21 protein-coding genes are annotated in these 21,004 nt (G+C 69.4%); 6 read left to right on the forward strand and 15 right to left on the reverse strand.

All coding sequences use genetic code 11. The annotated features are described in order from the left end of the window. Positions 1–2: 2 nt before the first annotated feature. Positions 3–905 (reverse strand): cation diffusion facilitator family transporter, encoded by a 903-nt coding sequence (locus tag DLJ53_RS15765; RefSeq protein ID WP_111346881.1) that lies wholly within the window; start codon positions 903–905, stop codon positions 3–5. A 164-nt stretch (positions 906–1,069) separates the two neighbouring features. Further along, entirely contained in the window at positions 1,070–1,693 is a 624-nt protein-coding gene (rpsD, locus tag DLJ53_RS15770) for a 30S ribosomal protein S4 (protein ID WP_111346883.1), read from the reverse strand. A 299-nt stretch (positions 1,694–1,992) separates the two neighbouring features. On the opposite strand from rpsD, the gene DLJ53_RS15775 reads away from it, so the two are divergent. From DLJ53_RS15775 to DLJ53_RS36555, 3 genes are all read left to right on the forward strand, one after another. Then, positions 1,993–3,489 (forward strand): cytochrome P450, encoded by a 1,497-nt coding sequence (locus DLJ53_RS15775; protein ID WP_202913187.1) that lies wholly within the window; start codon positions 1,993–1,995, stop codon positions 3,487–3,489. Further along, positions 3,479–4,471, forward strand: coding sequence for a lysophospholipid acyltransferase family protein (locus tag DLJ53_RS15780; protein WP_111346885.1), 993 nt, complete (start codon positions 3,479–3,481; stop codon positions 4,469–4,471). Before DLJ53_RS15775 ends, DLJ53_RS15780 begins: the two co-directional genes overlap by 11 nt. A 571-nt stretch (positions 4,472–5,042) precedes the next feature. Then, positions 5,043–7,172 carry a hypothetical protein gene (locus DLJ53_RS36555; protein WP_146619976.1) on the forward strand — a complete coding sequence of 710 codons (2,130 nt, stop codon included), beginning with the start codon at positions 5,043–5,045 and terminating at the stop codon, positions 7,170–7,172. Between the two features lie 453 nt (positions 7,173–7,625). Here the strand turns inward: DLJ53_RS36555 and DLJ53_RS15790 are convergent, their stop codons facing one another. From DLJ53_RS15790 to DLJ53_RS15820, 7 genes are all read right to left on the reverse strand, one after another. Then, positions 7,626–9,125, reverse strand: a complete 1,500-nt coding sequence (locus tag DLJ53_RS15790; RefSeq protein ID WP_111346889.1) for a tripartite tricarboxylate transporter permease — start codon at positions 9,123–9,125, stop codon at positions 7,626–7,628. A 3-nt stretch (positions 9,126–9,128) separates the two neighbouring features. After that, complete coding sequence (locus DLJ53_RS15795; RefSeq protein ID WP_111346891.1) at positions 9,129–9,596, reverse strand: tripartite tricarboxylate transporter TctB family protein; 468 nt, start codon at positions 9,594–9,596, stop codon at positions 9,129–9,131. A 28-nt stretch (positions 9,597–9,624) separates the two neighbouring features. Next, complete coding sequence (locus DLJ53_RS15800) at positions 9,625–10,563, reverse strand: tripartite tricarboxylate transporter substrate binding protein (protein ID WP_111347819.1); 939 nt, start codon at positions 10,561–10,563, stop codon at positions 9,625–9,627. Between the two features lie 545 nt (positions 10,564–11,108). Continuing rightward, the gene (locus tag DLJ53_RS15805) at positions 11,109–12,755 is read right to left on the reverse strand and encodes an AMP-binding protein (protein WP_111346893.1); all 1,647 of its coding nucleotides are present in this window, start codon (positions 12,753–12,755) and stop codon (positions 11,109–11,111) included. Then, the gene (locus tag DLJ53_RS15810; RefSeq protein ID WP_111346895.1) at positions 12,752–13,594 is read right to left on the reverse strand and encodes a phytanoyl-CoA dioxygenase family protein; all 843 of its coding nucleotides are present in this window, start codon (positions 13,592–13,594) and stop codon (positions 12,752–12,754) included. The genes DLJ53_RS15805 and DLJ53_RS15810 overlap by 4 nt, the downstream gene beginning before the upstream one ends. 344 nt (positions 13,595–13,938) lie before the next feature. Further along, the gene (bfr, locus tag DLJ53_RS15815; protein ID WP_111346897.1) at positions 13,939–14,424 is read right to left on the reverse strand and encodes a bacterioferritin; all 486 of its coding nucleotides are present in this window, start codon (positions 14,422–14,424) and stop codon (positions 13,939–13,941) included. Positions 14,425–14,564: 140 nt separating this feature from the next. Continuing rightward, a complete protein-coding gene (locus DLJ53_RS15820) occupies positions 14,565–14,825 on the reverse strand; it encodes a (2Fe-2S)-binding protein (RefSeq protein ID WP_111346899.1) in 261 nt (86 codons plus the stop codon). A 449-nt stretch (positions 14,826–15,274) separates the two neighbouring features. Here DLJ53_RS15820 and modA point away from each other — a divergent pair, with 449 nt between their 5' ends. The 3 genes from modA to modC are packed head-to-tail and all read left to right on the forward strand — an operon-like array spanning position 15,275 to position 17,930. Further along, complete coding sequence (gene modA, locus DLJ53_RS15825) at positions 15,275–16,087, forward strand: molybdate ABC transporter substrate-binding protein (RefSeq protein WP_111346901.1); 813 nt, start codon at positions 15,275–15,277, stop codon at positions 16,085–16,087. A 4-nt stretch (positions 16,088–16,091) separates the two neighbouring features. Further along, positions 16,092–16,766 carry a molybdate ABC transporter permease subunit gene (gene modB, locus DLJ53_RS15830; RefSeq protein ID WP_111346903.1) on the forward strand — a complete coding sequence of 225 codons (675 nt, stop codon included), beginning with the start codon at positions 16,092–16,094 and terminating at the stop codon, positions 16,764–16,766. Between the two features lie 30 nt (positions 16,767–16,796). Beyond that, positions 16,797–17,930 (forward strand): molybdenum ABC transporter ATP-binding protein, encoded by a 1,134-nt coding sequence (gene modC, locus DLJ53_RS15835; RefSeq protein ID WP_111346904.1) that lies wholly within the window; start codon positions 16,797–16,799, stop codon positions 17,928–17,930. A gap of 108 nt (positions 17,931–18,038) precedes the next feature. On the opposite strand, the gene DLJ53_RS15840 is transcribed toward modC, so the two are convergent. The 6 genes from DLJ53_RS15840 to DLJ53_RS15865 all read right to left on the reverse strand — a co-directional run bounded on the left by DLJ53_RS15840 (position 18,039) and on the right by DLJ53_RS15865 (position 21,003). Then, a complete protein-coding gene (locus DLJ53_RS15840; protein ID WP_111346906.1) occupies positions 18,039–18,479 on the reverse strand; it encodes a group II truncated hemoglobin in 441 nt (146 codons plus the stop codon). Next, positions 18,476–18,727 carry a hypothetical protein gene (locus DLJ53_RS15845; RefSeq protein ID WP_111346908.1) on the reverse strand — a complete coding sequence of 84 codons (252 nt, stop codon included), beginning with the start codon at positions 18,725–18,727 and terminating at the stop codon, positions 18,476–18,478. The genes DLJ53_RS15840 and DLJ53_RS15845 overlap by 4 nt, the downstream gene beginning before the upstream one ends. An 11-nt stretch (positions 18,728–18,738) precedes the next feature. Then, entirely contained in the window at positions 18,739–19,047 is a 309-nt protein-coding gene (locus DLJ53_RS15850; RefSeq protein WP_111346909.1) for a 2Fe-2S iron-sulfur cluster-binding protein, read from the reverse strand. 17 nt (positions 19,048–19,064) lie between these two features. Further along, positions 19,065–20,285, reverse strand: a complete 1,221-nt coding sequence (locus DLJ53_RS15855) for a DegT/DnrJ/EryC1/StrS family aminotransferase (protein ID WP_111346911.1) — start codon at positions 20,283–20,285, stop codon at positions 19,065–19,067. Then, positions 20,282–20,551, reverse strand: a complete 270-nt coding sequence (locus tag DLJ53_RS15860; protein ID WP_111346913.1) for a hypothetical protein — start codon at positions 20,549–20,551, stop codon at positions 20,282–20,284. Before DLJ53_RS15860 ends, DLJ53_RS15855 begins: the two co-directional genes overlap by 4 nt. 98 nt (positions 20,552–20,649) lie before the next feature. Then, the gene (locus DLJ53_RS15865; RefSeq protein WP_111346915.1) at positions 20,650–21,003 is read right to left on the reverse strand and encodes a DUF3024 domain-containing protein; all 354 of its coding nucleotides are present in this window, start codon (positions 21,001–21,003) and stop codon (positions 20,650–20,652) included. Position 21,004 lies beyond the last annotated feature (1 nt).

Here is a 21,004-nt window from a genome sequence, read left to right on the forward strand (position 1 = left end):
GGTCACACCTTCACGAGGTTTTCGTGTTTCGCCTTGTGAGGCGGCTCGACGTGGATGGAGATGACCGACTCGCCCATCTCCCGGCGGATCGCCGCCTCGATGCGGTCGCAGATGACGTGCGCGCGGGCGACGGTCATGTCCGCCGGCACCACGAGATGGAACTCCACGAAGGTCCGCCGGCCGGCATGGCGGGTCCGCAGGTCGTGCGCCTCGATCGCGTCATCGCAATGCTCGGCGATGGCGCGGCGGATCCGGCTGAGGTCGGCCTCGGGGGGCGCGGCGTCCATCAGGCCCCCGACGCTCTCCGTGACGAGGGTCCAGCCGGACTTCAGGACGTTGACCGCGACCATGGCGGCCAGCAGCGGGTCGAGGATGCTCCACCCGGTGACCACCGCGAGAACGAGCCCCAGTGCGACGCCCGCCGAGGTGACGACGTCCGCCATCAGGTGCCGCCCGTCCGCCTTAAGCGCCGGGGAGCGATGCCGCTCGCCGTAGCGGATGAGGACGAGCGCCCACACCGCGTTGAGGACGCCGGCGCACAGGTTGATGGCGATACCGAGCCAGGGCGCCGTGAGCGGCCGCGGCTCCAGGAAGCCGACGGCGGCCTCGCGCAGGATCAGCAGCGCGGCGAGGACGATCAGCGCGCCTTCCAGGACCGCCGACAGGTACTCGGCCTTGTGGTGCCCGTAGGGGTGGTCGTCGTCGTCCGGACGCTGGCTCCAGCTCACGGCGACGAACGCGGCGAGGGCGGCACCGATGTTGACGATGCTCTCCAGCGCGTCGGAGAACAGCGCCACACTGTCCGTCACCCACCACGAGAGCAGCTTGATCGCGAAGACGACGCAGCCGACCGCGATGCTCGCGGCGGCCAGCGTCTTGGGCGCGGTCCGCACGGTCTCCGGCATAGCTCAGCCTCACACGTTGCCCAGGTTCGGGCGGCCGTGATTCCACGCCCCGCCGACGAACCGACCGGCGCGCCGCATCGGCGACACGCCCAACGACAAAGGGGCCGGCGCCTCGCAGCGCGGCCCCCCTGGGATCCCTGGCGGCCGGAGCCGCCGGTGGTGCGTTAGCGCGAGTAGAACTCGACGACGAGGTTCGGTTCCATCTTGGCCGGGTACGGCACGTCGCCGAGGTTCGGCACGCGCGCATAGGTCGCGGTCATCTTGGTGTGGTCGACGTCGAGGTAGTCCGGCACGTCACGCTCGGCGAGGCCGATGGCCTCGAGGAGGGCGAGCATGTTCTTCGACTTGTCGCGCACCTCGATCACGTCGCCCTGCTTGCAGCGGAAGGACGGGATGTTGACGCGGCGGCCGTTCACCTTGACGTGGCCGTGCGAGACGAACTGGCGCGCGGCGAACACGGTCGCGACGAACTTGGCGCGGTAGACGATCGCGTCGAGACGGCTCTCGAGGAGGCCGATCAGCTGCTCGCCGGTGTCACCGCGGCGGCGGACCGCCTCGTCGTACACGGCGCGGAACTGCTTCTCGGAGATGTTGCCGTAGTAGCCCTTGAGCTTCTGCTTGGCGCGCAGCTGCGTGCCGAAGTCGCTCATCTTGCCCTTGCGGCGCTGGCCATGCTGGCCGGGGCCATACTCGCGGCGGCCGGGGCTCACCGGGGACTTCGGGCGTCCCCAGATGTTCTCGCCCATACGGCGGTCGATTTTGTACTTCTGTGAATGTCTCTTCGTCATTCCAAACGTCTTCTTGGCTCCGCACGGGCCCATCCCGCACGGGTTGCCGGCAGCTGCCGGTCCAAAGACGCCCCTCCTTTGTGCCCGCTGCCTGTCCTATAAGGGACACCTCGGCAAAGACACTGACAGGGCCTTGGCGGACGTCCGCCGCGACCCACGGGTGCGTTCTCGTCTCCTGAGAGAGCGCCTCACATAGCGGTCCGACGGTGGAAGGTCAACTCCACGACAAGACAGCAGCATCTTGCCGGTTTAACAATCGCGTGGCAGTACCGACGACCTGACCGGGAGAGTAACCGTTCATGCACATGTCCGACGAGACCATCGCCCAATACGGACTGGCTGACAGCTTCATCCCGCCGTACCCGCACCGCTACACCGAGCGCCTCTCGGTCTGGAAGCGAATCGAGCTCGGTTCGAAGAACCTTCTCGCCACGTTCCGCGAGTACGATTTCCAGAACAAGCGCATCAAGCAATCGTTCCTCGGCCAGACGCTCCACGTCTGTAACCAGCCCGAAGGCGTGCGCGAGACGCTGCACCAGCAGGCGGCTGCGTTCGAGAAGAAGTCCCCGGTCCAGCGCCACACCCTGGAGCCGCTCCTCGGCGACGGGCTCTTCGTGTCGGACGGGCGCACCTGGGCGGAGCGGCGCAAGATCGTGGCCCCGATCGTCCACGGGCGCCGGGTCGACACCTTCGCCCCGATCATGAGCGACGTCGCCGCCGAGTGGTGCCAGCAGTGGGAGAAGGCCGGCGACGGCGCGACGCTCGACGTCCTCTTCGAGATGGGCGAGCTGACGGCCGAGATCATCTCCCGCACGATCTTCGGCGCGAAGCTCGGCCGCGAGAACACGCAGCAGATCATCGCCGGCTTCGCCGCGTACCAGAAGTCCATCCAGGTGCTGGACTGGCTGACGCTTCTCAACCTACCGGACTGGCTGCCGCGCCTGCGCAGCCCGCGCACCCTGCGGGCGCGCAACAAGGTGCACCGCGTCATCGACGACATCATGCGGCGCTTCCAGGCCGGCGACGTCGACGAGCGCGCCGTCATCCGCAGCCTCTTCGAGGCGCGCGACGCCGACGGCAGGCCGCTCACCAAGACGGCGATCCGCAACGAGGCGATCGTCATCTTCATGGCCGGCCACGAGACGACCGCGAACACTCTCGCCTGGGCGTTCTACTGCGTCTCGCAGAGCCCGCGCGTGCAGGAGCGGCTGAAGGCCGAGTTCGATTCGGTGCTCGGCGGCAGGACGCCGGAGCTGTCGGACGTGGCGAACCTCGTCTACACGCGCGCGGTGGTCGAGGAGACCTTGCGTCTCTACCCGCCCGTACCGCTTCTCGGCCGCGAGGCGACCGCCAAGGGCACCCTTCTCGGCAACGAGGTTAACCCCGGCGACATCCTCATCGTCGCGCCCTGGCTGCTGCAGCGGAACCGGGACATCTGGTCCCTGCCCGATCACTTCGTGCCGGAGCGGTTCGTCCCCTCCATCGCGCAGCGGCCGAACAAGTACGCCAACATCCCCTTCGCGAGCGGGCCGCGTGTCTGCCCGGGCATGACCTTCGCGCTGACGGAGGCGACCATCTGCCTCGCCGCGCTGCTGCAGCACTTCGACGTCCGGCTGCAGGACGGCCTCGAGGTGGAGACGGACTGCCGCCTGACCCTGCGCCCGACCTCGCCGCTGTCGATGACGATCCACCGCCGTTCGCCCGCCCCGGCCGGGGCGGGCGCGGCGACGGTTTCCGCGGTCGCGGACACGAGCGCGGGCGCCGTGCTGGCGCGCGAGCACGACAGTGCTCAATAGCGAGATCCCGTGGTCGGCCACCTACGCGCCCGAGCCGACCGCGCCGCCGCTCAAGGACCTCTTCGGCGACGAGGGCGCCCGCAGGAGCGCGATGCGCTTCCACCTGCAGGACCGCGTCTACGGCGGCGGCAAGATGGCGCTCCACTCCCTCTTCCGCATGCTCTCGCCCGAGGCCGGCTCGAACTTCGCCGGCCGCATCGTCGCGCCGCGTTCGCGCGCGTACTACCGCGGCAAGCCGTTCATCCAGCGGATGGACCGGATGATCGCCCGGCTGCGCCCCGAACTCGCCGACGACCCGGCCGCGCGCGAAGCCGTCGTCGACCGCTGGTTCGAGAACACGGCGCGGGCGATGGCCGAGTTCTCCCACCTCGAGGCCGTCTCGACGCCGCCGCGCACCACGGTGGAGGGACTGGAGATCGTCGAACGGCTGCAGGCCGAGGGCCGCTCCATGGTGCTGACGACGGTGCATACGGGGATGTGGGAGATGATCTCCTACCTCTCCTCGCGGCATTTCGGCGACAAGGGGACCGGGGCCTGGGCGCCGCAGTCGAACCGGTTCGAGAACCGCATCGTCGCCGACACCCGCCGCAAGCTCGGCATCAAGGTGCTGCCGGCAACGCCGAAGCTGGCGCGCCAGCTCTACAAGAGCCTCGCCGTGCCGGGGCAGACGATCGTGCTGGTGATCGACGAGTTGTCCGAGAAGCAGGTGAAGTTCCCGCTGTTCGGGCGTCCGGTGGAGGACCGCTGCAACTTCGCCTTCGCGCTCTACGCGGCACAGCGAACGGGCGCGGCGATCGTCCCGGCGGTCATCACGCGTACGGGGCCGACGCGCTTCACCTTCAGATACAACGAGCCCATCGACGTGCCGAAGGGCAATGACGGATTCCACTCCGCTGCGCTCGCGCTCAACGCCGTCTACGAGCCTCACGTCCTTGCCCACCTCGACCAATGGTACATGCTGCACGAGGTGAAGGTCCCCTGAGCCGGGGTGGTCCCGGGCGAGCGTGGACACTGGGACGGGGCCGGGCGAGCGTGGAAGCGTGGAAGCGTGGAAGCGTGGAAGGACGCAAGTATGATCCCGGGCGCAAGGCAAATCCCGGCACCCTCGCCATCGGGCCCGCGCCGACTTCGCTGCCTACGGCGTCGCCTTGGGCTACGGGTTGGCGATCGACGGCCTGACGCGGCAAAGCGATGCCTTTCCCGCCCGACCACGGCATCAGCAATCGGGACCTGACCGACGCGATGCCGACGTCGGCCTCGACCGTCGGCCTTCCGCGGTCCGGTGTCGCGGTCGACCGAGACCACGCCTCCCGCGGGTCGGCCCTGCGCTGACAGGCGCCTCTGGTCGGGGCCGGCGCCGGCCCCGTTCCGATCACCTCGCGCAGTAAGGATCGGGGCCAGCGGCGGACCGGCCTTGCGCGATCATGCGGGCACGTCTGACGGGACGGAGCAAAAGCCGTGGAGCCGCGCCGCGCGCGAAGCGGCGGAACGCGGTGGACTCCTCCTGGGCGAGGGCGGATGTCGCCCGGGAGGGTCGTCGGACTCGATCACCCGTGCTTGCCGGGACCCGGCAAGCGCGCTGTCGTCAGCTCCGGTCCACGAACTTGTGGAAGCGGCTGGTCCGGCCGGACTTGGTCTTCTCGCGGAAGAGGAAGGCGAGGCCCTTCTCGTCGAACGCGGAAAGGAAGCTCTCCCACGAGACTTCTTCGAGGCCGGTGTCCGGCTCCTGGAAATCGATACGCAGGATCCCGAGGTGGTCCTTGTCCGACGCGGTCTCCGTGACGTGGCAGGGACGGCCGCCGCGGGCCTCGACCCACTCGCGGATGCGGGTGTGGTCGGTCGTCGTGACCGCGTCGTCGTCCGGATCGGCCTTGGCCTTGCGGGCGGCTCCGGCTGCGGCGTCGGCCTTCGCCTCGGCCTTGGCTTTCGCGGAGCCGTTGGCCTTCGCGCTCCCGTTCGGTTTCGCGGCGGCTGGCTCGCTCTTCGCCTTCGCCGGCGCGCTCGCCTTCGGGGGCTTGGCGGCGGCGGTCTTGGCGGTTCCGCTCGACTTGCTGGCGGACGCCGCCTTGGCCGGCTTGGCGGTCTCCGTCGAGGCCGCCTTCGGCGTTGCGGACTTCGCCTTGGCCGCGCTCGCCTTCGCCGGTGCGGCCTTGGGGCTCGCAGCCTTGCTCGGCGCCGCCTTGGCGGGCGCTGACTTGGCTGTTGCCGGTTTCGCCGCAGCGGACTTGGTCGTGGACCTGGCGGGCGCCGACTTGGCCGTCGCGGACTTGGCGGTGGCGGTCTTGGCGGTGGCGGGCTTGGCTGCGCTCGCCTTCGTCGTGGACTTGGGGGCGGACTTCGCCGGTGCCTTCGCCGCGGCCTTGGGCGCAGCCTCGGCCTTGGTGCTGTCCGGCGTGGTCGCCGCCTTGGCGGACTTCGCAGGGGCGGACTTGGTCGCGCTGCCCGCCGACTTCGCCTTGGTGGTCTTCGGTGCCGGCTTTGCGGCCGCCTTCGGCGGCGCCTTTGCCTCGGCCGTCCCGGCGCTGGCCTTGACCGGTGCCTTGGCCTTCGGCGCGGCCTTGGCAGTCTCGGCCGGCTTCGCACTCGACTTGGCGGCGGCCGACTTTGCGGGTGCCGACTTCGTGGCGGCGGACTTGGCCGTCGCGGACTTCGTCGTGGCGGACTTCGTCGTGGCGGACTTGGCAGCGGTCGGCTTCGCGGCCTTCGCGGGCGCCGCCTTCGGCTTTGCCGCCGACGCTTTCGATGCATCAGACTTCGACGCATCGGACTTCGGCGCGGTCGACTTGGAGGCCGACTTCGACGCGGCGGCCTTTGTCGCCTTCGCCGGTGCCTTCGCCGCCGGAGATTTGGAAGCCGGGGATTTGGAAGCCGCCTTCGTCGCGGTCTTCGCGTCCGATGCCGCGGACTTCGCCGTGGCCGTCTTCGCGGCCGGCTTGGCCGTGCTCTTGGCAGGCGCCTTCGTCGCGGAGCCGGCCTTCGCGGTCGCCTTCGCCGGCGCCTTGGCGGGGGCCTTCGCCGTCACGGCCGGTGCCGCCGCGTCCGCGGTCGCCGGAGCGTCGGTCTTGGCGGGGGCGGACTTCGTCGCCGCCTTCGCAGCCCCCGTGGACTTCGCCTTGGCCGGAGCCTTCGCCGCGGCCGGCTTCGCCGCCGCAGTCTTGCTCGCCGCAGGCTTGGTGGAGGCGGACTTCGTGGGCGCCGGCTTGGTCGCGGCCGCCTTCGTCCCGGAAGCCTTGGCGGTGGACTTGGCGGCCGGCTTCGACGCGCTCGCGGCCTTCGCCTTCGACGCCTTCGCAGGGGCGGCCTTGGGGGCCGGCTTGTCCGCGGCCGCGTCGTCCGCCGCCACGAACTTCACGAACTTGCTCGTCTTGCCCGACTTCGTCTTGTCCTGGAGGAGGACGGCGAGTTTGTACTCGTCCATCATCCGGAAGAAGTCATCCCACGAGATGGGGGACAGGGACGCGTTCGGCGCGCCGAAGTCGAACCGCAGCAGGGCGCCGGGTGTCCCGTTGTTGGTCGTGTCCGACACGACGGCGGGACGGGCCTTGCGGGCATCCGCCCACGCCACAATCCGGTCCCGGTCGCGCGTCAATTCAGCATCGCTCATGAAGCAAGCCCTCCGCCGATGGCTCCAGGTGCGGGATCGTCCGCACCGCATAGTGAAGAATGACAGATTTCCCCGGTAAGAACAGATATCGGGCCGTTAAGTTCGCCAGAGACGGCAAATTTCACTGTCAGTGGCGCGCATAAGCGATGTAGCCTCTCGCCCCACAGCCACCATTGTAGGTCCTGACCACACCAAAGCCCAGTCCCGCCGAGTCCCGTCACTTCTGTAGTGCTCACCGCTTCACGTCATCACCGCACAGCAGTGATCACAGGTTATCGAGAAAAACGGTATCGCTTATATTCGCTGAGTACCGTCCGGGGCTGGGCCGAAGCTTGCTCCCGAATCTCGTCCTGATTGAGACAATATTCGTTCGAACGACTTTCGTCCCACGTGACATTCAGTCTTTCGGCGGTCCGTTCACAGTATAATGGAGCCGGCGCGCGACAATTCCCCGCGCAATCGGCGGGGAAACGCGTCCCCGCCGCTGCGACAGTTCCTGTGGATAGGAGCGCGGACGGTGCGGCGCGACCGCCTAAACGGTCTGCGCCGCTCGGCGCCGCCGGCCGATCAGCAGCATCACGATGGGGACGATCCAGAGGGCGATCGTCACCACGCCGAGCCCGCCCGCGATGGGCCGCTCGAAGAAGGCGAGCATCGAGCCGTCCGCCTTGATCAGGGAGGTGATGAAGTTCTGCTCCAGCATCGGCCCCAGCACGAGACCGAGAATCGCAGGCGCGACCGGGAAGCCGTTCTCCTCCATGAAGAAGCCGAGGACGCCGAGGCACAGCGCGACGACGACGCCGTACATGCTGTTGGTGATGGCGAAGGCGCCGACCACGCAGAACATCAGGATGAGCGGCATCAGGATCTGCTGCGGAACGCGCAGCGCCTGCTTGGAGAGCTTGATTGCCATCCATCCGAACGGCAGCAGGATGAGGTTGGCGAGGAAGAAGACGATGAAGACCGCGTGGATCAGCTCGGGCTTGTGGATGAAGATCGTCGGTCCCGGATTCATCCCCTTCACGTAGAGGACGCCGATCACCACCGCGGTGATCGAATCACCCGGGATGCCGAACACCAGCGCCGGGATCCACGCCCCCGACAGCGCGCCGTTGTTCGAGGCGCCGGCCTCCGCGAGCCCCTCCTCGTGCCCGGTGCCGAACTTCTCCGGCGTCCGCGAGAATCGCTTCGACACGGCGTAGGAGATCCAAGCCGCGATGTCGGCGCCTGCACCCGGAAGCGCCCCGATCGCGGTCCCCAGGATGGAGCCGCGCAGCCCCTGCTTCCAGTAGCGCCGGATGTTGGCGCCCTGCCCGCGCAGGACCCCGGTGAGCGCTTCGCTCCCCGGCTTCAGCGGCGGCGCGCGCGACACCACGGCGCGCATCACCTCCGACACGGCGAAGAGGCCGATCATCGCCGGGATGAAGGGAACGCCCGTCAGAAGCTCGTAGTCGCCGAAGGTGAAGCGCGGCTGCCCGGCCGGGTTGTCGATACCGATGGTCGCGATCAGGAGGCCGATGAAGAGCGAGATCAGCCCCTTCATGGGCGAGGCGGGAGAGATGAACACCGCGCACGAGAGGCCGAGGCAGACGAGCCAGAAGTACTCGAACGAGGAGAAGGAGAGCGCGAACTCGGCGAGCGCGGGCGCCGCCAGCACCAGCACCGTTGTGCCGAAGAGGCCGCCCATCGCCGAGAAGACGAGGCTCGTCCCGAGCGCCCTCTCCGCCTGCCCCTTGCGCGTCATCGCGAACGCCTCGTCGGCGTAGGCGGCGGAGGCCGGGGTGCCGGGGATCCGAAGGAGGCAGCCGGGAATGTCGCCCGAGAAGATCGCCATCGCCGTCGCGGTCACGATCGCGGCGATGGCCGGTACCGGGTCCATGAAGAAGGTGACCGGTACCAGGAGCGCGGTCGCCATGGTGGCGGTCAGTCCCGGGATCGAGCCGACGAAGAGACCGAATGCCGCCGACGCAGCGATGACGAGAAGGACGTATGGGTCGAAGACCAGGAGGAACGCGGTGGAAAGGTCGCCCATGTCCTACCACAAACTTGAGAGCAGGCCGCGCGGCAGCGGCACGCGCAGCAGATTGCCGAACGCCCACGCGACGACGTACGTCGCGACGGGCGAGACGAGGAGCGCCACGAACACGTTGGTGCGGAACGTCACCAGCAGCGCGAACATCAGTCCGGTGCCGGCGATGAGGAAGCCGAGCTTGTCCGCCACCATCACGAAGATGACGATGAGGACGACGACCAGGGCGAGGCGCAGCCACGAGCCGGGCGAGCGCCCCCACCCCTCCGCGGCGAGCGTGAAGCCGTTGCCGCGGGTGACACCCGTGATCGCCATCACAGCGCCGAGCCCCATGAGGCAGATGCCGATCGCCACCGGGAACGTTGCCGCCCCGTAGGACTGGTTCGGCAGGTTCGGCAGCGACCACGCGCTCCACGACACGGCGAGGCCGAGAATGACGACGAGCACGCCGATTACTGCGTCACCGACGCGCATCGTCAGGCCCTCCGAGCCAAGGCCCGTCCTACTGGACGAGCCCGGCTTCCTTCATGACCTTGCCGAAGTCCTCGTCGGACTTGCCCATGAAGTCGGTCGCCTCGTCGCCCGACAACCACATCAGGCCGAAGCCGCGGTCCTTCATGAAGGACTGGAACTCGTCGCTCTTGTAGGCGGTCTCGATGGCGCTCTCGAGCTTGGCCGCGACGTCCTCCGGCAGCCCCTTCGGCGCCACCAGCGCACGCCACGCGGCGACGGTCCAGTCGGACCCGTCCGCCTCGGCGAGGGTCGGTGTGTCCGGGAAGATCGGCTGACGCTCGGCGCCCATCGTGGCCAGCGGCTTCACCTTCCCGGCCTCGATCAGCGCGCGGCCCTCGGGCAGCGACGCGGTGACGATGTCGACGCCGCCGGCGACCATGTCGGTGAGGCCCGGCGCGGCGCCCTGGCTCGGCACCCAGGTCACCTTGTTGGGGTCGACGCCTTCCGACATCAGCCAGCCCGCGAGGCCGACGTGCCAGATGCCGCCCTGCCCCGTCCCGGACGCCTTGAGGGTCCCGGCCGGCTCGTTCTTGATCGCAGTCAGAAGATCTTCCAGCGACCCGTAGCCGGAATCGGCCGCGACCATCACGCCGCCCGGATCGGCGTTCACCAGCGCCAGGACGTCATAGTCTTTGTAGGTGAGCGGGGTGAGGCCCTGGTGGTGCATCATGGTGATCTCGACGGTCATCACGCCGAGCGTGTACCCGTCCGGACGGGCCGAGGAGATCGCCGTGTGGCCGACGACGCCGGAGCCGCCCGTGCGGTTCACCACGTTGACCGGCTGGCCGAGCTCCTTCTCCAGGAGCGTCGCGAAGATGCGGCCGACCGCGTCCGTGCCGCCACCCGCGCCCCAGGGCACGACGAGCTGGATCGGACGGTCGGGGTATTCGGCGTAGGCCGGGGCGCTCGCAGCGCCGGCGAGCATCATCGCAGAGAAGGCGAGCGCCTTCACAAAACCGCGTCTTTCCACGGTATCCTCCCAAAAATACAGGCGATCATTCGGTGCCGCCGTTCAACGGGAAGACAACCACGACAACGGTCGCGACGCAAGATTGCCGAACCGGCTCAATATATTCGCTGAGACCCTCAGTTACGCATTCGCTTTGGTAGCGACCGAATCGATTCACCCGACGCCGGCGCCGCTCGGACCAGCGCGCACCTCGGCCAGCGCGTTTCCCGGTTCGCAATCGCCGAACAGTCACGACATCACGGCGCCAACATGTGGCGCGACGCGGCGGAGCGTCGGGGAAGACAGCGCGAATTGCCGCGCCCACGAGGAACGGCAACGCAGCGAGAGCCTCCGGAACGAGAATCGGCATGCGCCGGAGGTCCCCGCATCCGCTTCCCGGGCGCGAGGAACGGCTCCATCGACGGTGCGCACAAGGCCGGCCGGGTGTCCGGCCCGCCGGGCCTCGCCCGCGGCGTCACCTCGACCGGGCGTCCTCGCCCCGGCGGAGCGGCGGCGGCTCGTCGTCAGCCCGTGGCCTGCGCCGGCGGCCCGCCCTGCTGTTCGGCTGCGACGAGCGCCTCGGCGAGCCGCGTGGCGGCGACGGTGTCGAGCTTGCCGGTCCCCAGCAGCGGGATCTTCTCGACGTGGAAGATCCGCGCCGGGAGATACCGCTCCGGCAGCGCGACGCGCTGCAGCTCGGCCTGCAGACCCTCGCGCTGCACGTCCGGGCTTTCCGTCAGGAGGACGATGATCTCGCCCTTCTTGCCGCCCGCAACGGCGGTGGCGGCGTGCTGGAACTCCGGCCACACGGCGCCCGCGAGGTTCTCCACCGTCACCAGCGAGGTCATCTCGCCGCCGAGCTTGGCGAATCGCTTCAGCCGGCCGCGCACCGCGAGAAAACCGCTCTCGAAGGCCACGACGTCGCCGGTGTCGTGCCAGCCGTCGGGCGGCGGCACGATCGCACCGCCCTGGCCGATGTAGCCCTTCATGACGTTCGGCCCGCGCACGTGGAGCCGCCACCCGTCGTCGAGGCCCGGCACCGGCTCGAGCCGCGCCTCAAGCGCGGGAACCATGCGCCCCACCGTGCCGTCGCGGATCTCGTCCGGGTGGTTGACCGCGATGACGGGGCTCGTCTCCGTCACCCCGTAGCCCTCCACCACCTCGAAGCCGAAGCGCGAGCGCACCAGCGTGCGCGTCTCGACCCGGACGCGCTCGGCGCCGCAGACGGCGAACTGCAGCGTCGAGAGGCTGCCGTCCGCACCGACGCGGGCGTACTGGCGCAGGAACGTGTCCGTGGTGAGGAGGACGTTGGCCTGCGTCTCGGCGATGCGCTGCGTCACCTCCTTGATGCGCAGCGGTGACGGATGGAGCACGAGCTTCATGCCGAACGACAGCGGCAGGATCATTCCCGGCCCGAGGCCGAGGGAGTGGAACACCGGCATCGGATTGAAGAACACCCTCACCCGGTCGAGCGGCAGGTGCTGGTGGACCTGGCCGCAGTTGGACAGGAGGTTGCGATGGCTGAGCACCACCCCCTTCGGCTGCCCCTCCGAGCCGGACGTGAAGATGATCGCCGCCGTATCGTCGGGCGACGGGCGCGGCAGGAGGCCGAGCGGGTGGGCGACGGCGGCGAAGGCCTTGTCGCGCCAGCCGACGGACTTGCGCATCTCCTCAAGCTTCAGGACCGGGACCACCGTCGCGAGCCCCTCGGCCAGCGCCTCAAGGTCCGCCACGGCCAGGAAGCGGTCCGCGGTGATCACCGCCGCGGCTCCCGACGAGCCGACGGCGTGGCGCAGCACCGCCTCCCCCGCGGTGAAGTTCAGCATCGCCGGGCGCAGGCCCGCCGCCAGCGCGGCATAGTAGGCGATGGCGGCCGCAACGCTGGACGGCAGCATGATCGCGACCGTGTCGGCGTCCGGGGGCAGCGAGCGCTTCAGGACGCGGGAGAAGGCCGCCGCCGCGCGCACCAGATCGCGGTAGGTCATCGGCCGGCGATCGGCGTCCTCCAGCGCGACCGCCCTTGGGCCGGCCTTCGACAGGGTGTCACGCAGCGCGCACAGGACGCTGCGCGAGCCGATTTCCTCGATGGCGGCGAAGTCCTTCGCCGTCCCCTGTGCCGGAACGTGGATCGTCCCGTCGGCGAGGACGTGGCCACCGGGGGGAAGGCTCACGCGCGGAACTCTTTGCGGTCGGTGCCCTGGTAGAGCGCCGCCACCTGCGCCCCCATCGATTCGGCGTGCGCGGCGAGCGCCGCCTCGTCGAGGTCGGCGACCGGCTGCGGCTCGAGCGCGAAGTGACCATACGTGTCCGTCCCGCGCACCAGCATCGCCCGGTCCTCCGCCTTGGTCTGGGCGAGGCGGGTCGGGATGTAGCGCAGCGCGAAGCCGATGCGCCGGTCCGACGTGGTGTTGGCCTTGGACCCGTGCACCAGAAGGACGTGGTGGAGGCTCATCTCGCCGGCCCTGAGGGGCACCGCGACACCCTCGGTCTCGGGCACTTCCACGGCGATCTCCTGCCCGCGCGAGAGGAGGTTGTCCTCCGCGAAGGTGTCCTTGTGGGGTAGCTGCAACTGCTGATGGCTCCTCGGCCAGAAGGTCATGGCGCCCGATTCCACCGGGGCGTCGGCGAGCGCGACCCATGCGGTGACGACGTCTGACCCGTCGAGCCCCCAATATGTCGCGTCCTGGTGCCAGGAGACGTACGCGGTCGTGTGCGGTTCCTTGATGAAGAAGGACGAGCCCCAGAGAAGGATGTCCGGCCCGAGGATCGATTCCACCGCGTCGAGGATCCTCGGATGGTGGGCGATCTCGTTCGCCCAGGTGAAGAGGAGATGGCTCTTGTGACGCATGTTGCCGGCGATGGGGCCGCCGCTCGCCGCCTCGAACGCCTCGAGCCGGGCGCGATAGGCGGCCGCCTCCTCGCGGCTCATGACCGGAACCGGGAAGACGTAGCCGTCCCGCCGGTATTGTTCGACCTCGGCCTCGGTCAGTCCCGTGTGTGCCTTACCCATGGTTTCCCCCAGTGCTCATTTTTGCCACCCATGGTGGCCCTCGGACCGGGCAGGTTCAAGGCGGAGATACGCGCGTTCAGCGCACGCGCGTTCACATGCGCTTGGGCGCTTCCGCCGGAGGCCAGGTGTTGGAGACGGGGAGAGCGCGATGCGCCACGAACTGGGTCGGCGTCAGCAAGGCCGGCAGGGTGCGGCGGCCCGAGCGCCAACGTGGGGGGCGCAAGTTACGCCGGCCCGATGTGCCGGGCCGGCCGACGGTGGGCCGGGAGGGTTGGACGGTGTCGGGGCGCGGCACACGGGCAAGGCCGCCACCCGGCACCGGCCCCGCCGGGCCCCGGCGTCCGTTACTCGGCCGTGTCCGCCGATTCGGCGTTGAGCAGCATGTAGCGCTCCTCGCCGATCTTGCCGAGAAGGTCGAGCTGGGTCTCGAGGAAGTCGATGTGACCCTCTTCGTCCGCGAGGAGCGCGTCGAACAGCTCCTTGGAGACGTAGTCACGCTCCTGGTGGCAGATCTCGCGCGATTCGGCGTAGGTCTTCTGCGCCTCGTACTCGCCGGCGAGGTCCGCCTCGAGGACCTCCTTGACGTTGGTGCCGATGCGCAGGGGCGCGACCGTCTGCAGGTTCGGGTGCCCTTCGAGGAAGATGATGCGGTCGATCAGCTTGTCCGCGTGTTGCATCTCCTCGATCGATTCGGCCCGCTCCTTCTTGGCGAGCTTGGTCAGGCCCCAGTCGTCCAGCAGCCGGTAGTGCAGCCAGTATTGATTGACCGCGCCCAGCTCCAGAAACAGGGCCTGGTTCAATCGCTCGAGGACCCGTTCGCTACCCTTCATCACCACTCCTTGCAGTCGGCGCCATCGGTCCGGTCCGTGGGCCGGGCCGTTCATCCAATTGTCATATTTCAACGCTGGAACAAGTTTAAGTCCAGCCACTCAAAGTTTCTGATTTCAGCGCGGGGGTGCCGCCGGGGACCTCATGCGGTCCCGCCGAGCGGGATCGCCTCGTCGCGGCCGGCGAGCGGCATGAGGACGGCAGCGCCGGTCACCGCATCGGCGAGCATGTCGTCGACGATGCGGCAGACGGTCGGGAAGCAGCAGCAGCACCGGCCGCGCTTGTTGAGGACGCGGTAGATGCAGTGCGGCTCGAGCGCCTGGGTGGGATCGTCCGCCATGATCTGACGGATCACCGCCTGGACCTCGGCGCGCTTGATGACGTTGCAGTGGCACACGATCATGCCGCTCTCCCCATCGATGGACACACCTGGTGGGTTGGGCCACGCCCGTCCCGACTGCCGCACACCGGCGGCCCGGACCGTCCGGCAGCCGACGCTCGCCCGCCGGCGCGGCGGCATCGCACCTCGCGACGGACCCTATCGTTGTCGCTCCCCGACCCGAAGATCAAGCGCCAAATCTAATATCGTCAATATTTCTTCTATCACCGATCCTGAGAAATCTGCTGATCTGCGGTGCTCGGCGATCGTATCTCACCGCGATATTTGTGTCGTCTTTCGTTCATCTTGTCACGAATGTCGGAGGCGTCTGTCGGGTCCCGGACAATTCGGGCCGCTCGCCCCGCACGGTCCGGGGCTTTGCCGCTGGCCCGGCGCTTGCGGTGGAGCGCTCGCCGGATGCCGGCGGGAATGACGCCGGCCGGTCCCTCACCTGTCGCCAAGGAGCCATGCCCATGCTCGCTCTCACTTCGGCCCGTGCCGCCGCCGCAGCCCTGCTCACCTCCGCCCTCCTCTTCGGAGCGCCCGGGCGGGCGGCGGCCGACGAGGTGATCGCCGCGGTCGCCGCCAACTTCACGGACGCGACGCGCGAGATCGCCGCCGCCTTCCAGGAGGCGACGGGGCACACCGTGTCGCCAAGCTTCGCCTCAAGCGGCAAGCTCTTCGCACAGATCAGCCACGGCGCGCCGTTCCAGGTGTTCCTGTCGGCCGACACCGAGAAGCCGGAACGCGCCGTGGCCGACGGCCTCGCCGTTGCCGGCACGCGCTTCCCCTATGCGAGCGGCCGGCTCGTCCTGTGGAGCGCGGCGTCCGGTGCCTTCGATGACGGCGCGGCCTACCTCGCTGCGGGTAACTTCGCGCACGTCGCGATCGCGAATCCGAAGACGGCGCCCTACGGCGCGGCGGCGCTCGAGGTGCTGGAGAAGCTCGGCGTCGCCACTGCGGTCGCCGCCAAGTTGGTGACGGGCGACAACATCACCCAGGCCTTCCAGTTCATCGCGACCGGGAACGCCGAGGCGGGTTTCGTCGCCGCGTCGCAGGTGATCGCGTGGGACGGCGCCAAGGGGACCTTGTGGGAGATCCCGGCCGAGCTCTACTCGCCGATCCTGCAGGAGGCGGTGCTCCTGAAGCCGGGCGAGGCCAGCGAAGCGGCACGCGCCTTCCTCGCCTTCCTTTCGAGCGATGCCGCACGTGAGATCATCGCCCGGCACGGCTACGGCCTCCCGTCGGGGCCGGAGGACGTCGCGCTCCTGACGGCCCACGAGTAGCGCCGTGGCGTTCGACTGGACCCCGGTGTTCCTGAGCGCGAAGCTCGCCGGGGTGACGACGGTGCTCCTGCTTCTCGTCGGCACGCCGATCGCCTGGGCGCTGTCGCGGATGCGGCACTGGGCGAAGGGGCCGTTGACGGCGATCGTCGCCCTGCCCCTCGTGCTGCCGCCGACGGTGCTGGGCTTCTACCTCCTCATCGTTCTCAGCCCCACCGGACCGGTGGGGCAGGCGATGCGGGCGGCGGGTCTCGGCACCTTGCCGTTCACCTTCGCCGGCCTCGTCGTGGCGTCGGTGCTCTACTCGCTGCCGTTCGCCGTGCAGCCGCTTCAGAATGCGTTCGAGGCGATCGGCGAGCGGCCGATGGAGGCGGCCGCCACGCTGCGGGCGGGCCCGTTCGACCGCTTCCTCACGGTGGCGGTGCCGCTCGCACGGGCGGGCTTTCTCACCGCCGCGGTGCTGACATTCGCCCACACGGTCGGCGAGTTCGGCGTGGTGCTGATGATCGGCGGCAACATCGCCGGGGAGACCAAGGTCATGTCGGTCGCGATCTACGATCATGTCGAGACGATGGACTATGCCGGCGCGCACCGCTTGTCGGCCGGGATGCTTGCCTTCGCATTCGCTGTCCTCATCGCACTCCACGCCCTCAACCGCCGCGACGTCGATCGCGGCCGCTGACCTCACCCGCCCCCCTCAGGAGCGCCGCAGATGACCATCGAAGCCATGTTCCGCCGTACGCTCGGCGCCTTCGATCTCGACGTCTCGCTCGCCCTGCCGGGGACGGGGGTGACGGCGCTGTTCGGCCACTCGGGGTCGGGCAAGACGACGACGCTGCGATGCGTCGCCGGACTGGAACGGGCCGCGGGGCGCCTGTGCGTCAACGGGGCGGTGTGGCAGGACGGACGGCGGTTCGTGCCGGTCCATCGCCGCCCGCTCGCGTACGTCTTCCAGGAGGCGAGCCTCTTCCCTCACCTCTCGGTCCGCGCCAACCTCGCCTATGGCGAAAGGCGCGTCCCCGGGTGCGACCGGCGCATCTGGTTCGAGCAGGCGGTGACGTGGCTGGGGCTCGGGCATCTCCTCGACCGCGCACCCGGCAAGCTCTCGGGCGGAGAGCGTCAGCGGGTCGCGATCGCACGGGCATTGTTGACGAGCCCGCGCCTCCTCCTGATGGACGAACCGCTGTCGGCGCTCGACCACCAGAGCCGCCGGGACATCCTTCCCTACCTCGAGCACCTGCGGGACACGCTGTCGATCCCGATCCTCTACGTCACGCACGCGCCGGACGAGGTGGCGCGGCTCGCGAGCCATCTGGTGGTGCTCGACAACGGCCGCGTGGCCGCCAGCGGCCCGCTGACCGCGACGATGGCCGCGGTCGGTCTGAAGACCCCGGAATCGGACTCCGGAGTGGCGTTCGAGGCGACGGTAGTCGAGCGGGAGGCGCGGTGGGCGCTGATGCGGGCCGCCTTTCCGGGCGGCAGCATGTGGGTGCGGGACGACGGGCGGCCGCTCGGTGCGCGCATCCGGCTGCGGGTGCTGGCGCGCGACGTCTCGCTGGCGCTGGAGCGGGCGGTCGACGGCAGCATCCTCAATGTGCTCCCGGCGCGAGTGCTGGATTGCGCCCCGGGCGATCATCCGTCGGTGGTGATGGCGCGGATCGCCCTCGGCGGATCGCCCGAGCGCCTGCGCGGCGGCGGCAACGCGGACCGGGGCACGACGCTGCCGGCGATGGACGGGGAGACACCGCTGGTGTCGCGCCTCACTGCCCGCTCGATGGAGACGCTGGCGCTCGGCCCCGGCACTCCCGTCTGGGCGCAGATCAAGTCCGCCGCAGTGATCGGCTGACCGGCCGGCGTCTCGCATCTTGCCGGGATGGGCTGCTGGCTGCGTCAGCACACGGCCGGGCCCGGATCAGGCCCCGCGTGGCGGTCCGAGCCCGTCGCGGTACTGGACTCAGTGCCCGGCGCGGCGGGCGTCGTGGGGGTTGCCCGGCAGGTTGCGCATCCAGTCGGCGAGCTTTGCCATGTTGGTATAGATCTCGATGCGCGCGACGTCGTCGGCGATCGCGACCGAGAGAGCGGTGCGCATGCACGACAGCCACGCGTCGCGCTCCGCCTCGCCGATGGGAAAGCCGACGTGGCGGGAGCGCAGGCGCGGGTGGCCCTTTTCGGGGGAGTAGAGCCTGGGGCCGCCCGTCCACTCGGTGAGGTAGCGCTTCAGGATCGCCTTGATCGGCCCGAGGTCGTCCGGGTGCATGGCGCGGATCGTCGCCGCCTCCGGCACGGTGTCCATCTGGGCGTAGAAGGTGTCGACCAGATGGTCGATCGCGTTCGCACCGCCCAGTCTCTCGTAGAGGGTAAGCTCCGCCAGAGTGACGTCGTCCGCTACGCTCATGTCTCGATCGCCTCTTCACGCATCGCCGGCACCTTGTCCGCGTCGAGGCGGAAGACCCCCCGCCCGCCGGCCAGGGCACGATATGTGTCACCGGCATGGAGGGAAAGCCAGTCGAACCAGCCCTGCGGTGACAGGGCGGCCGGCCGTTCCGAGATCTCGGTCACGGATCCGTCCGGCGCGAAACGTACGTGGACGATGGTCCTGCCGGAAACTGCATCGGGGACGGTATCGATCGTGTTGTCGGCCATTGCGCCCTCCCTCAGAAGCCTGATGCGAAGCCGAGGATCTCGATGCGGATGTCCTCGGTGCCTAGGACCGTCGCCTGACAGGCGAGGCGCGACTTGGAGCCGACGCCGACGATCGTGTCGAGCTTCTCGTTCTCCTCGCGGGTCACTCTGGAGACGCCCTTGCGGCCCTCCTGGACGAAGATGTGGCACGAGCCGCACTTGGCGTTGCCGTTGCACTTGTGCGGAAACTCCGGATCGTTCTCGAGAAGTGCCGCGAGGATCGATATGCCCTCGGCGGCTTCGATGGTCTTGCCGGACGGCATGATGGTGATGGTCGTCATGGTTGGGCTCCTGCGGGTCAGTAGATGGCGGCGCCCGCGCCGACGTTGACCGAGGAGTCCTTCATCGTCTCCACGATGAAGGCGATCTCCGCGGCGTCGAGGTGGGCGTGGAAGGGAAGCGCGATGGCCCGGTCGGCGACCTTCTCGGTGACGTAGAGGTCGCCGCGGTTCCAGCCGAGGTCGCGGTAGTGGCGCTGGAGGTGGAGCGGGCTCGAATAGGCCGCCGCCTCGACCTCCTCGGTGGCGAGGTCCTCGATGATCGCGTCGCGGCCCGACTTCGGGAAGCGCGTGCCGAGGTGCACCAGATAGAGGAACCAGTGCACCTCCGTGACATCGGGGGCGATGTAGGGCGGCTTGATGCCCTCGAAGGAGCGCATCACGCCGAGGTAGTCGTCCTCCACGCGCTTGCGGGCCGTGAGGATCTCCGGCAGTCGCCGCAACTGCGCGAGGCCGAGGGCGGCGGTGAGGTCGCTCATCATGGCATGGAGCGGCGGAGTGGCGCCGGCAACGACGGAGGTGCGCTCGCCGAGGCTTCGGGCGCGGTGGCGGCGGAGCGTCACGGCGATGTCGACGTCGTCGGTGACGACCATGCCGCCTTCGCCGCAGGTGACCGCGGCGGGCTGGGCGAAGTCGAACACCGACGCGGCGCCGAACGTGCCGACGAGGCGACCCTTGTAGCGCGAGCCGATCGCCTCGGTGGAATCCTCGATCAGCGCGAGACCGTGCGCGGCGGCGAGACCGGCGAGGTCATCCCACGCCGCCGGATGGCCGTTGGTGTTGCCGGCCACGATGGCGCGGGTCTTCCCGGTAATCTTCGGCTCGACCTTGTTCGGGGCGAGCGTGCCGGACCAGTAGTCGATGTCGGCGAAGACGGGCGTCGCGCCGACGAGTCGGACCGCGTGGACCGCCTCGCGCCAGGAGAATGACGAGGCGATCACCTCGTCGCCGGGACCGATCCCGCAGGCGTCGAGGACCAGCCGCAGGCCGATGGTGCCGCTCGGCACGGCGATGGCGTAACGGCGGCCGAGCATCTCCGCGAAAGCGGTCTCGAAGGCGTCCACCACGGACCCGGCGGAAATGCGCGGCGAACGGATGACCGCCTCGACCGCTTCGAGCTCGGCGGCGGTGACATCCGGGTCGGAGAGGAGGATGCGGCCCTCCGCCTCGACGAGGGGGGCCGCCTCGTCCGGCTCGACGAGCGTCAGGTGGGCGGCACGGCCATCGCCCGCGCCGCTCATGCCGGCACCCGGCGCAGGGCGAGGGCGAGGCCGTGGGCCTCGGCCGGATCGGCGGTGATGCGCACGCAGTGATCGGTCATGTCGACCAGGTGGAGGTCGAACGCCCCGACCGTCAGGAACGGGTCTTCCACGAGGTCGGAGGCATCGCAGCGGGTGAGCATGATGTGCGGATAGCGGCCGCGCAGAGTGGCGTAGCCGGTCTCGCGCGCGTCGGGCGCCGACAGGATGGCGGCGATCCCGCGCATCTCGTCCTCTGTGATGGCCATCGTCGTTCTCCTTCGTGCCGTCTCGGCGGTCGGGTTCGGCGCGACCGACGCGCCGGGTGCGGCTTCCGCCCGCCCGCCCGCGCGGTCGCGGGCCGGGGCTATTGCCAGAAGCTTCGTTCGTCGTCCTCGGCGAGCTCGATCAGGATCTCGACGAGGCGCGGGTAGATGCCGTGGAGGTCCCACTCGCCGAACGCGTGGTCCTTGCGGTAGAGACGCCAGCGGTCCGTCTCCGGGTCGTGGACGAGAAGGGCGATGTCGATGACGCCGCCGTCGGGATCAATGGTGCGCGAGCAGCATGGCGCCTCGATCCGGTAGCCGTTGACGACCGGCACGATGGCGGGCTCGACATAGCGGTACCGCCGCCGTCCCTGGAGGCCGCGAAGGATGCGGCGCTCGTCGAACGGGTTCGGGTGCGCCGGGAGGATGTCGAACGCGGGAAGAGCCTGTCCCATC

Source organism: Acuticoccus sediminis, from assembly GCF_003258595.1.
GTDB lineage: Bacteria > Pseudomonadota > Alphaproteobacteria > Rhizobiales > Amorphaceae > Acuticoccus > Acuticoccus sediminis.